Here is a 12,278-nt window from a genome sequence, read left to right as displayed (position 1 = left end):
AATCTTGATTGATAGGTTAGGTGATTGCGCTGTCGTCATTATCCAAAGCAATTTCTACCAACACAGTGCCTTCGCTGACCATTTCACCTTCGGTGCAAAACAAAGCATTGACTGTGCCTGCGTGAGGGGCGCGAATGCTGTGCTCCATCTTCATTGCTTCGAGCACCACCAGCGCGGCACCTGCTTCAACCCTGGCGCCCGGTTCAGCCAGTATGCGCACAATGCTGCCATTCATTGGCGCCGTCAGGCCGCCTTGATGGTCGTGGCTATGTTGGGCGGCTGCGATGGGGTCCAGCTTGTCGACCTTGTGCAGTTCGCCGTCCCATTCAATAAACAGGCTAGCGTCTCGGCGGATAAGCAGGTGCGAGGTGCGTACCCCGTTGCGCTCAATCCGCATCTGTTCGCCGCACAACTTCAGCTGCGAAGGCGCGCTATTGCGCAGCTGTACCTGCTGTTGTTCATCGCCAGAGACAAGGTGTATATCCACCTCGCCGGGCAGCCCTGCGCGCCAGCCCGTGAGCTGGGCCCAGGGCGAGTGTGGGTCTTCGGCGGATATACGCGGCGCTTGGCTTTGAACAAAGCCCTCGGCGGCGACTTGCCAGAACTCATCGGGCAGCGCGCTCGGCGCTGGCAAGAGCACGTCCTGGTAGCGCGGAATAAACCCGGTATCCAGTTCGGCAGCAGCAAATGCCGGATGACTGAGCACGCGCTTCAAGAACGCCAGATTGGTGCGAACGCCGGCAATTTGGGTATCACTGAGCATGGCAAGCAAGCGCAGCCGAGCTTCTTCGCGATTGGCGCCCCAGGCGATCAGCTTGCCGAGCATCGGGTCATAAAACGGCGAGACTTCATCGCCCTCGGCAACACCCGAATCAATGCGCCGCCCTTCACCAGCGCTGGCTTCACGGTAAATGTCGAGCTTGCCAGTAGAAGGCAGAAAGTCATTTACAGGGTCTTCGGCGTAAAGGCGCACTTCAATCGCGTGGCCGCTGAGCGGGACTTGTTGCTGGGTGATTGGCAGCGGCTCACCTCGGGCCACATGGATCTGCCAGGCGACCAGGTCAAGCCCGGTGATAGCTTCCGTGACCGGGTGTTCGACCTGTAGCCGGGTATTCATCTCCATAAAGAAGAATTCCCCCCGGGCATCGAGCAGGAACTCAACGGTGCCCGCACCTACATAACCAATGGCTTGTGCGGCTTTTACCGCCGCTTCGCCCATGGCTTGGCGCAGAGCGGGCGACAGGCCGGGGGCGGGAGCCTCTTCGACGACTTTTTGGTGGCGGCGTTGAATCGAACAGTCGCGTTCATTGAGATACAGGCAGTTGCCGTGCAGATCGGCGAATACCTGAATCTCGACATGACGCGGCTTGAGCACATATTTCTCGATCAGCATGCGCGAGTCGCCAAAGGATGACTGTGCCTCACGCTGCGCCGATGCTAGCGCCTCAGCCATTTCCGAGGCTTGCTCAACCACTTTCATGCCCTTGCCACCGCCGCCAGCCGTGGCCTTGAGCAGCACCGGGTAGCCGATAACTTCGGCGGTGTTGAGGAAGGTTTCGACATCCTGCGCGGCGCCGTGATAACCGGGCACCAGCGGCACCCCAGCTTGCTCCATCAGCGCTTTAGCGGCTGACTTACTGCCCATGGCGTCAATTGCAGAGGCGGGCGGGCCGAGGAATATCAAACCAGCCTTGTCGATAGCGCGGGCAAAGTCAGCTTTTTCCGAAAGAAAACCATAGCCAGGGTGAATGGCTTGGGCGCCGCTGGCTTTAGCCGCATCGATAATCGCGTCGATACGCAAATAGCTGTCGGCAGGCTTGGCACCGCCTAAATCGACTGCCACATCGGCTTCGCGCACGTGGCGCGCATTACGATCAATGGAGCTGTGCACTGCAACCGTTCGCAAGCCGAGTTGCTTGGCGGTTTGCATCACTCGGCAGGCAATTTCACCACGGTTGGCGACTAGAATGGTGTCGATGGTTTTCAAGTTCTGGCTCATGCTTGCGGCTCCTGCCAAGCGGGTGTGCGCTTTTCCAGAAACGCATTAAGGCCTTCTTGTCCTTCGGTGCTGACTCTGATGCGCGCAATCGTATTTTCGGTATAGCGACGCAGAGCTGGAGTCAGCACGCCGCTGCCGACTTCCTTGAGCAAATCTTTACTGGCGCGCATGGCCTGCGGGCTATTGAGCAGCAAGTTGGTGCTCCAGGCATCGGCTTGCGCATCAAGCTCGCTGGCGGGGTAGCATTCGGCGAACAGGCCCAGTTGCTGTGCTTTGAGGCCACTAAAACGCTCCGCAGTCAGGGCAAAACGGCGTGCCGCGCGTTCGCCTATGGCTTGCACCACAAAGGGGCTGATTACTGCTGGCGCAAGGCCAATACGTACTTCACTAAGGCTGAGCACAGCATCTTCTGCACCGATTGCCATGTCACAGCAACTGATTAGGCCGACCGCACCGCCAAATGCCGCGCCTTGTACCACCGCAAGTGTTGGGATCTTTAACTGATAGAGGTTGTGCATCAACTCAGCCAGCACCCGGGCGTCGTTTAAGTTGGCGTTGTAATCGAGGGATGCACTGGCTTGCATCCAGGCTAAATCCGCACCGGCGCTGAAATGTTTGCCGCGGCCCCGAACGATTAGAAAGCGCAGGGTTTTATCCGCCTGAATATCATCCAGGGCCAGAATCAGTTCGCTGATCATTTCAGCATTGAAGGCGTTGTTCTTTTCCGGCCGGTTAAGCCAGAGCGTGGCAGCGCCATTGGCAGCTTTTGTCAGTTCGATGGTGGTGAAGTCAGTCATGCCATTAACTCTTTTGATATTCAGGGGCAGGGCGTTTGCGCGAGCGGGGCGCTGTTACATGCGAAATACGCCAAATGTGCTTGGCTCAATGGCTGCGTTGAGGCTGGCAGACAGGGCCAGGCTAAGCACTTCACGGGTTTGCGCTGGGTCGATTACGCCGTCATCCCACAGCCGTGCGCTGGAATAATACGGATGGCCTTGGGTTTCATATTGGTCAAGAATCGGCTGTTTCAGCTGTTGTTCCTGCTCTGCGCTGAATGCTTCGCCTGCGCGCTGGGCTTGCTCGCGCTTGACCTGCACCAATACCCCAGCAGCCTGTTCGGCGCCCATCACGCCGATGCGGGCGTTGGGCCACATCCACAAAAAACGCGGGTCATAGGCGCGGCCACACATGCCGTAGTTACCCGCACCAAAGCTGCCACCGATAATGACGGTGAACTTGGGCACCTTGGCGCAGGCGACCGCGTTGACCAGCTTGGCGCCATGCTTGGCAATGCCGCCGGCTTCGTATTTCTGCCCGACCATAAAGCCGGTGATGTTCTGCAGGAATACCAAGGGGATTTTGCGCTGGCAGGCCAGCTCGATAAAGTTGGCGCCTTTTTGTGCGGATTCTGCAAACAAGATCCCGTTATTGGCGAGGATCGCGACCGGATAGCCGTTGATGTGCGCAAAGCCGCATACAAGCGTGCTGCCAAACAGTGCCTTGTATTCATCGAATACCGAGCCATCGACCAGGCGTGAAATCACTTCACGCACATCGAAAGGCTGTTTGGCATCCATTGGAATCACGCCATACAGCTCTTGGCTATCGTACAGCGGCAGAATGGGTTCGCGGGTATTGACCTGCCCGAGCTTGCGCCAGTTGAGATTGGCTATGCTGCGTCGGCACATGGCGAGGGCGTGAGCATCGTCTTCGGCATAGTGATCAGCGACGCCGGAGGTTTTGCAGTGCACGTCGGCACCGCCAAGGTCTTCGGCGCTGACGACTTCACCGGTTGCAGCTTTGACCAGCGGCGGACCGGCGAGGAAGATCGTGGCCTGATTGCGCACCATGATCGCTTCGTCGGCCATGGCTGGCACATAGGCACCACCGGCTGTGCACGAACCCATCACCACGGCGATCTGGGGGATGCCCATGGCGCTCATATTGGCCTGATTGAAGAAGATCCGGCCGAAGTGTTCGCGGTCCGGAAATACTTCATCCTGACGGGGCAGGTTGGCGCCGCCCGAATCAACCAGATAGATGCACGGCAAGCGGTTCTGTTGGGCGATGGTTTGGGCGCGCAGGTGTTTTTTCACCGTCAGCGGGTAATAGCTGCCGCCTTTGACTGTGGCGTCATTGGCAACAATCATGCACTCAATGCCCTCAACGCGGCCAATACCCGCCACTACGCCAGCAGCGGGGACGTTTTCACCGTAAACCTCATGCGCGGCCAACTGGCTGATCTCCAGGAATGGCGAGCCGAGATCGAGCAACTGATTGATCCGTTCGCGGGGCAGTAGCTTGCCCCTTGAGGTGTGACGTTCTTGCGCTTTGGCTCCGCCGCCTTGATGAATTTGCGCGAGCAGCGTGTGCAGGGCATCGACTTGCTCAGCCATTGCGCGGGAATTAGCAGCGAACTCCGGTGAACGAGTATTGATCTGAGTATGCAGTACAGCCATCAGGCGAACTCCGAATAAATAGTGCAGAGCTGAACGATGTTCAGGCTTACTTGGTCTCGTTAAACAGTTCGCGGCCAATCAACATGCGCCGGATCTCGCTGGTGCCAGCACCAATTTCATAGAGTTTGGCGTCGCGCAGCAGGCGTCCAACCGGAAACTCGTTGATGTAACCGTTACCGCCAAGAATCTGAATGGCGTCGAGGGCCATTTGTGTTGCGCGCTCGGCGCTGTAGAGGATCACTCCGGCGGCATCCTTGCGCGTGGTTTCGCCGCGATCGCAAGCCTGGGCAACCGCGTAAAGATAAGCGCGGCTGGCATTGAGCTGGGTGTACATGTCCGCCACTTTGCCCTGAATCAGTTGGAACTCGCCGATGCTCTGGCCGAACTGTTTGCGGTCATGAATGTAGGGCACAACCACGTCCATGCACGCTTGCATGATGCCAATCGGTCCGCCTGCAAGCACCACGCGTTCGTAGTCGAGGCCGCTCATCAGTACCTTGACCCCGCCGTTTTCCACACCCAGGATGTTTTCGGCAGGCACTTCAACATCATCAAAGAACAGCTCGCAGGTGTTTGAGCCGCGCATGCCGAGCTTGTCGAACTTGTTGCCGCGGCTGAAACCTTTCCAGTCACGCTCGACGATAAAAGCGGTGATGCCGTGCGCACCTTTTTCAATGTCGGTTTTGGCGTAGATCACATAGGTATTGGCGTCGGGACCGTTGGTGATCCAGGTTTTACTGCCGTTGAGTACATAGTGGTCGCCACGCTTGTCGGCACGAAGCTTCATCGAGACAACATCCGAGCCTGCGTTGGGTTCACTCATGGCCAGTGCGCCGACGTGCTCGCCCGAGATCAATTTTGGCAGGTATTTGGCTTTTTGTTCGGCCGTGCCGTTGCGGTTGATCTGGTTGACACAGAGGTTTGAGTGGGCGCCATAGGACAGGCCAACCGAGGCTGAGCCACGGCTGATTTCTTCAATCGCGATGACATGCGCCAGGTAACCAAGGCCCGCGCCGCCGTATTCTTCGCTGACGGTGACGCCGAGCAAGCCCATGTCACCGAACTTCTTCCACATGTCGGCAGGGAACAGGTTTTCGCTGTCGATAGCCGCCGCGCGCGGGGCCAGTTCTGCTGCGACAAAGGCTCGGGTTTGGTCGCGCAGCATGTCGATGGTTTCGCCAAGCGCGAAGTTCAGTGATGGATAGCTCATGGTTTCACCTGTAATTATTGTCTTTAAGTTTTGATGCTAAATATCTGTTTTTAGTCAATATCTGCTAGTGCGCTCAGGCAGCGTTCTTCAGCTGTATCGAGTTCAAGCTGCATCTGTTGAATATCCAATAGCTGCTGTTGAAGCTGATTGCGCCGTTCAGAAATCTTTTGCATAAAGCTTTCAAGTTGCTTGCGATTGCCCTGAACGGGATCGTAAAGCTCGATCAGTTCTTTGCACTCAGCCAGCGAAAAGCCAATGCGCTTGCCGCGCAGGATCAGCTTGAGGGTGACTTTGTCTTTAGCGCTGTAGATGCGTTCCTGACCACGGCGTTCGGGGCTGAGCATTGATTGCTCTTCATAGAAGCGAATGGCGCGGGTGGTGATATCCAGTTCGCGGGCCAGTTCTGAAATTGAATAGGTAGGCATTGCCGGTTGCTCGTATTAACCTTTACGTAAACGTAAAGCTGCGCTACAAGGCTGTCAAGCTGTTGGGCTATAAATGATCGGTCTATATTTTGTCGCAGGGTGCGAAATACTCAACGGGCTAAAATGTGCGCCACAACAGAATCTAACAAGGGACCTATGCAGTCAGACAAGGGCACCATTTCCATACGGCTGGTAACCGAGGCAGTCCTGGAGCTGCAAGGCAGGGGCGTCGACCCTGGCCCTTTGCTTGCGCGTGCGGGTATTGCCCCTGCGTTATTGGCAAAACCCTATGCACGAGTTACTTGCGAGCAATATGCGCAGCTGTGGCTGGATCTGGCGCGGCAAATGGATGACGAGTTCTTTGGCCTCAATGCAAGGCGCATGAAGGCTGGCAGTTTTGCATTTATGGCGCGCACCGCAAGCAAGGAAGCCAGCCTGGAGCCCGCCTTGCATGGCACCTTGCGCTTTCTGGGGCTGATTTTTGAGGATTTTTCCCCGCGCTTGCTGCGCACTGGAGGCATGGCGGAGATTGCAATTGAGCAGTCGCCCGGTTCCCAGGCCACGCGGCCACGGGCATTCGCTGACTTCACCTTATGGATGATGGTCCATGGCCTGGCGTGTTGGCTGGTGGGGCGGCGTATCCCGATCATTGCGATTGATGTGCAGCGCCCCCAGCCTGACTACGTCGAAGATTATCGGGTGATGTTCAGTGATAACCTGCGGTTCAGTCGTCCGCACTCAAGGCTGCTGTTCAATGCGCAATGGCTGGATCTGCCAGTCAGGCGCAGCGCCGATGAACTCAAGCAGTTTTTGCGAGCCGCGCCGCAAGGCATTCTGGTCAGGTACCGCGACCCCCAAAGCCACGCCGCCCGCATCAAGGCTTACCTGCGCGGCATCAAGCCCGAGCGTTGGCCGGACATCGAGGCAATCTCCGCGCACTTCTTCATGGCGCCCTCAACACTGCGGCGCAAGTTGTCGCAAGAAGGGCAGTCCTACCAAAGTCTCAAGGATCACGTACGCCGCGACCTGGCGCTTAACCGGCTGAACCAGAGTGAAGTTAATTTCAATGAGCTGGCGTTCGAGCTGGGCTTCGCTGACGCCAGTGCGTTCTACAAGGCTTTCAAGAAATGGACAGGTTCAACTCCGGGCCAATACCAAGCCATGATGCAGCCGCAAACTGGTGTCACTGTCAAAACTGCTCAGACAGGTTGACCCCTTAAGACATTGCCCGGACCGCCTCCGGGCGCGACTATCGGTTACCACTCCTCAAACAACAAAAGCTCGGAGTTGACTGATGCGTGATTACTTTGCTGCTGCCCGCGAGTTCGATTTTGCCCACGCCATGAGCACCACATTGTCGGGCTCGGTGGATGCGATCAACGCCTGTGTCGAGTGTTGCGACCGGCATGCTCTGCCCGGGCGTGTCGCCTTGTTTTATGAAGGTGCCGACGGTTCCAGTGCGACCTACACCTTCGCCGAGCTCAAGCAACAGTCTGCACGCTTTGCCAATTTCTTGCGTAGTCAGGGCGTTAAACCCGGCGATTGTGTATCCGGCATGCTGGGACGCAAGGTTGAGCTGCTAATCACTATTCTGGGAACTTGGCGTGCTGGCGCGGTTTACCAGCCGCTATTTACTGCTTTTGGTCCCAAGGCCATTGAGCACCGGGTCAATACCGCAGGCTCTAAAGTCATAGTTACCGACGCCGGCAATCGAGCAAAGCTTGATGAGGTTGCCAACGACGCGCTGCGCGTTACGGTATCCGGTCCCAAGGGACAGGGTATCGAGCGGGGTGACTTTAGCTTCTGGGCTGAGCTTGAACGCCATGACGATCAGTTCGAGCCAGTCATGCGCCGCGCTGAAGACCCCTTTCTGATGATGTTCACCTCCGGCACCACAGGCGCTGCCAAGCCAGTGCCTGTGCCGTTGAAGGCGATTCTGGCGTTTGTCAGCTATATGCGTGACGCGGTGGATTTACGCCCGGAAGATGCATTCTGGAATGTCGCGGACCCCGGTTGGGCCTATGGCCTTTACTACGCAGTCACCGGGCCATTGGCGCTGGGCCACCCGACGACTTTTTACGAAGGTGCGTTCAGTGTTGAAAGTACCTGCAAGGTAATCCGTAAGTACGGCATCACTAATCTGGCTGGTTCACCGACAGCTTATCGATTACTGCTCGCCGCCAAACAACAGGTCGAGCCGCTGCTAAAAGGCCGGTTGCGCGCCGTAAGCAGCGCCGGTGAGCCGTTGACGCCGGAGGTCATCCGCTGGTTTGCCGAGGGCTTGAGCACCACTATTCATGATCATTACGGCCAAACAGAGCTGGGTATGGTGCTGTGTAATCACCACGCTTATGAACATCCGGTTCGCGTCGGCGCAGCTGGCTATGCGGTGCCGGGGCATCGTGTAGTGGTGGTTGATGACGCCTGTAATGAGCTTGCAGTTGGCCAGCCCGGCAATCTGGCGCTGGATATGAGCCAGTCGCCGCTGTTCTGGTTTCCCGGTTATCAAGGTATGCCGACTAAATCATTCAGCGGTCGTTATTACCTGAGCGGTGACACGGTTGAGCTTAACGATGACGGCAGCATCAGTTTTGTCGGCCGCGCCGATGATGTAATCACCACGTCGGGGTATCGCATTGGGCCGTTTGATGTTGAAAGCGCCTTGATCGAACACGATGCCGTGATTGAAGCCGCCGTGATTGGCAAGCCTGACGCCGAACGCACCGAGTTGGTTAAGGCCTTTGTCGTGCTGCAACCACAGTTTGCAGCCAATCAAACCCTTGCTGAAGAGCTGCAGCAATATGTGCGCAAGCGCCTTTCGGCACATGCTTATCCGCGTGAAATCGAGTTTGTCGATGAGTTGCCAAAGACTCCAAGCGGCAAGATCCAGCGGTTTTTACTACGCAATCAGGAAATCGCCAAGCAGAGCTTGCTTGGTGCGACCGCCTGACTGTGCAGCGACTAAACAGGACTCATCAATATGCAGCTTGAACAACGCGTTTTTTTAATCACCGGCGGCAGTTCCGGGCTGGGCTTGGCCACCGCGCGCAAACTGGTGGAGGCGGGCGCCAAGGTGGTGTTGGCGGATATCAATGAGGAGGCGGGCCAAGCCCGTGCGGCCGAATTGGGCGAAAACGCCTTGTTTGTTGCGGTCGATATTACTCAGGAGGCAGATGCCAGCATGGCAATTGCCCATACGCTTGAACACTTCGGTGGTCTGCACGGTTTGGTCAACTGTGCGGGTATTGCTCCAGCGGAAAAGCTGTTGGGGCGTAACGGCGTGCATTCGCTGGAGAGTTTTCGCAAGGTGGTCGATGTCAACTTGATCGGTACCTTCAATATGCTGCGTCTGGCGGCAGAGGCAATTGCGCGAAATGAGCCGCAGGACGATGGCGAACGCGGAGTGATGATCAACACGGCCTCGGTCGCCGCATTTGATGGGCAAATTGGCCAAGCGGCCTATGCGGCCTCAAAGAGCGCGGTGGTCGGTCTGACCCTGCCACTGGCCCGTGAACTGGCGCGCTCGGGTATCCGCGTTATGTGTATTGCGCCGGGCATTTTTGAAACACCGATGATGGCTGGAATGCCCCAGGAAGTGCGTGATGGTCTGGCGGCTAACGTGCCGTTCCCACCGCGTCTGGGTAAACCCGAGGAGTACGCCTCGCTGGTATTGCACATCATCCAGAACAGCATGCTCAACGGCGAGGTTATCCGCCTGGACGGCGCCTTGCGTATGGCTGCCAAGTAGCAGTCTTTTTGTCACTCCAACCAGGAGCCCGCATATGAACAGTAATAACGATCCGGTCGTCATTGTCAGTGCCGCACGCACGCCAATGGGCGGCTTTATGGGCGACTTGAGCGGCGTCAGTTGCTCTGAACTCGGTGCCACGGCCATTCGCGCGGCAGTAAACCGTGCGGGTTTAGCTGATGATGCCGTTGATGAAGTGATCATGGGCTGTGTGCTGCAGGCCGGTCAGGGCCAGGCCCCGGCGCGCCAGGCTGCACTGGGTGCAGGGCTGGATCAAGGCACGGTGTGCTCGACGCTGAACAAGATGTGTGGCTCCGGTATGAAGTCAGTGATGCTCGGCCATGATTCATTGTTGGCCGGCAGCGCCGAGGTGTTGGTGGCTGGCGGCATGGAAAGCATGTCCAACGCACCGTACTTGCTGGACAAGGCACGGGCGGGCTATCGCATGGGTCACGGCCGGGTGCTTGATCATATGTTCCTTGACGGCCTTGAAGATGCCTACGATAAAGGCCGCTTGATGGGCACGTTCGCCGAAGATTGCGCACAAAGCTACGGTTTCAGCCGTGAGCAGCAGGACGATTATGCAGTTACCTCGCTCAATCGTGCGCAAGCCGCGATGGATCAGGGCCATTTCGAGGCAGAGATTGCTGACGTTGAAACAAAAATAAAGCACGAAAAGCTGATCGTCTCCCACGATGAGCAGCCGCCAAAAGCCAAGTTGGAAAAAATCCCGACCTTGAAACCTGCCTTTCGTGAAGGCGGCACGGTAACGGCGGCTAACGCCAGTTCCATTTCAGATGGCGCAGCTGCTTTGGTGTTGATGCGTCGCTCCCAGGCTGAGAAACGCGGGTTGAAACCCTTGGCAACACTGGTCGGGCATAGCTCGCATGCTCAAGCACCGGGCTTGTTTGCCACCGCGCCGGTTGGCGCGATCAAGGCCTTGATGACGCGCACCGGTTGGACGCTGGATGAAGTTGATCTGTTCGAGATCAATGAAGCCTTCGCCGTGGTGCCGATGGCGGCCATGCGTGACCTGGCAATTTCCCATGACAAGGTCAACGTGCATGGCGGCGCTTGTGCCTTGGGCCATCCGATTGGCGCATCCGGTGCGCGGGTAATAGTGACCTTGCTCTATGCCCTGCAACAACGGGGGCTTAAGCGCGGCGTCGCCTCGGTGTGCATTGGTGGCGGCGAGGCGACTGCGGTTGCTATTGAGTTGGTGAGCAAAGGAGCGAATTAATGATTCCCTCAGATGAAGAGTTGCAGATTCGCGACGTTGCCCGCCAGTTTGCTCAAGAACGGCTGAAACCCTTTGCTGCGGACTGGGACCGTGAGCATCGCTTTCCGGCCGAAGCCCTGCGCGAAATGGCTGAACTGGGATTTCTCGGCATGCTGGTGCCAGAACAGTGGGGCGGCGCCGATACTGGCCATGTGGCTTATGCCATGGCGCTGGAGGAAATTGCCGCCGGTGATGGTGCCTGCTCGACCATCATGAGCGTGCACAACTCAGTGGGTTGCATGCCGATTCTGAAATACGGCAACGAGCAACAAAAGCGCGATTACCTGCAGCCATTGGCGCAAGGCACGATGATTGGTGCATTTGCCCTGACGGAACCGCAAGCAGGCTCCGATGCAAGCTTTCTGCGCACCAAGGCGCAGCGTGATGGCGACTATTACGTGCTCAATGGCAGCAAGCAATTTATCACCTCTGGCAGCCATGCTGGCGTGGTGATTGTGTTTGCTGTGACCGATGCAAGCCTTGGCAAACGCGGTATTTCCGCGTTTATCGTGCCGACCGACACGCCCGGCTTTAGCGTCAGCCGGGTCGAAGAAAAGCTTGGTCAGCACGCCTCGGACACTTGCCAACTGCAATTTGATGACATGCGCATCCCGGCCAGCCTGCGTTTGGGTGAGGAGGGCGAAGGCTACAAAATTGCCCTGAGCAACCTCGAAGGCGGGCGCATTGGTATCGCCTCCCAAGCAGTCGGTATGGCCCGTGCGGCATTCGAGGCAGCGCGCGATTACGCCCATGAGCGCGAAACCTTCGGCAAGCCAATTATCGAGCATCAGGCCATTGCCTTTCGCTTGGCGGACATGGCCACCGAGATCGCCGTTGCCCGGCAAATGGTCTTGCATGCTGCAGCCTTGCGCCAAGCAGGCTTGCCTTGCCTGAGCGAAGCCTCGATGGCCAAGCTGTTTGCCTCGGAAATGGCTGAGCGAGTCTGCTCGGCGGCGATTCAAATCCATGGCGGTTATGGCTATTTGAAAGACTTTCCGGTGGAGCGGATCTACCGCGATGTGCGGGTTTGTCAGATATACGAAGGCACCAGCGATATTCAGCGAATGGTCATTGCACGCGGTTTTTGATATCGCGTATTTGCCTACAAATTTTCTGGCTGCTAGTTGCGGCAGAGCCTCGCCAATTACCTGAATAATC

Annotated in this window: 10 protein-coding genes; 5 read left to right on the top strand and 5 right to left on the bottom strand. The window is 57.2% G+C overall.

Going from position 1 to position 12,278, the window contains the following annotated elements:
* Positions 1 to 16: 16 nt before the first annotated feature.
* Genes ACN0UH_RS15025 through ACN0UH_RS15005 form a run of 5 tightly spaced genes read right to left on the bottom strand, consistent with a single transcriptional unit; the run spans position 17 to position 6,093 of the window.
* On the bottom strand, positions 17 to 1,999 hold the full coding sequence (locus tag ACN0UH_RS15025; RefSeq protein WP_417662818.1) for an acetyl/propionyl/methylcrotonyl-CoA carboxylase subunit alpha: 1,983 nt from the start codon (positions 1,997 to 1,999) through the stop codon (positions 17 to 19).
* Positions 1,996 to 2,796, bottom strand: coding sequence for a gamma-carboxygeranoyl-CoA hydratase (locus ACN0UH_RS15020; protein ID WP_417662817.1), 801 nt, complete (start codon positions 2,794 to 2,796; stop codon positions 1,996 to 1,998). The genes ACN0UH_RS15025 and ACN0UH_RS15020 overlap by 4 nt, the downstream gene beginning before the upstream one ends.
* A 54-nt stretch (positions 2,797 to 2,850) precedes the next feature.
* Positions 2,851 to 4,458 (bottom strand): carboxyl transferase domain-containing protein, encoded by a 1,608-nt coding sequence (locus ACN0UH_RS15015; RefSeq protein ID WP_417662816.1) that lies wholly within the window; start codon positions 4,456 to 4,458, stop codon positions 2,851 to 2,853.
* A 46-nt stretch (positions 4,459 to 4,504) separates the two neighbouring features.
* Complete coding sequence (locus ACN0UH_RS15010) at positions 4,505 to 5,668, bottom strand: isovaleryl-CoA dehydrogenase (protein ID WP_417662815.1); 1,164 nt, start codon at positions 5,666 to 5,668, stop codon at positions 4,505 to 4,507.
* Between the two features lie 50 nt (positions 5,669 to 5,718).
* Entirely contained in the window at positions 5,719 to 6,093 is a 375-nt protein-coding gene (locus ACN0UH_RS15005; protein ID WP_417662814.1) for a MerR family transcriptional regulator, read from the bottom strand.
* 156 nt (positions 6,094 to 6,249) lie between these two features.
* Here ACN0UH_RS15005 and ACN0UH_RS15000 point away from each other — a divergent pair, with 156 nt between their 5' ends.
* The 5 genes from ACN0UH_RS15000 (at position 6,250) to ACN0UH_RS14980 (ending at position 12,208) form a co-directional block, all read left to right on the top strand.
* Positions 6,250 to 7,305: an AraC family transcriptional regulator gene (locus tag ACN0UH_RS15000; RefSeq protein WP_417662813.1), complete on the top strand. Its 1,056-nt coding sequence runs from the start codon at positions 6,250 to 6,252 to the stop codon at positions 7,303 to 7,305.
* Positions 7,306 to 7,387: 82 nt separating this feature from the next.
* The gene (locus tag ACN0UH_RS14995; RefSeq protein WP_417662812.1) at positions 7,388 to 9,043 is read left to right on the top strand and encodes an acyl-CoA synthetase; all 1,656 of its coding nucleotides are present in this window, start codon (positions 7,388 to 7,390) and stop codon (positions 9,041 to 9,043) included.
* 30 nt (positions 9,044 to 9,073) lie between these two features.
* Positions 9,074 to 9,841 (top strand): 3-hydroxyacyl-CoA dehydrogenase, encoded by a 768-nt coding sequence (locus tag ACN0UH_RS14990; protein ID WP_417662811.1) that lies wholly within the window; start codon positions 9,074 to 9,076, stop codon positions 9,839 to 9,841.
* Between the two features lie 34 nt (positions 9,842 to 9,875).
* Complete coding sequence (locus tag ACN0UH_RS14985) at positions 9,876 to 11,081, top strand: acetyl-CoA C-acyltransferase (protein WP_417662810.1); 1,206 nt, start codon at positions 9,876 to 9,878, stop codon at positions 11,079 to 11,081.
* The gene (locus ACN0UH_RS14980; RefSeq protein ID WP_417662809.1) at positions 11,081 to 12,208 is read left to right on the top strand and encodes an acyl-CoA dehydrogenase; all 1,128 of its coding nucleotides are present in this window, start codon (positions 11,081 to 11,083) and stop codon (positions 12,206 to 12,208) included. The genes ACN0UH_RS14985 and ACN0UH_RS14980 overlap by 1 nt, the downstream gene beginning before the upstream one ends.
* Positions 12,209 to 12,278: the final 70 nt, after the last annotated feature.

The organism is Pseudomonas sp. (assembly GCF_048265905.1).
Lineage (GTDB): Bacteria > Pseudomonadota > Gammaproteobacteria > Pseudomonadales > Pseudomonadaceae > Aquipseudomonas.
Note: the sequence above shows the minus strand (reverse complement) of the source record. Positions and strands in the feature narration are given on the sequence as shown.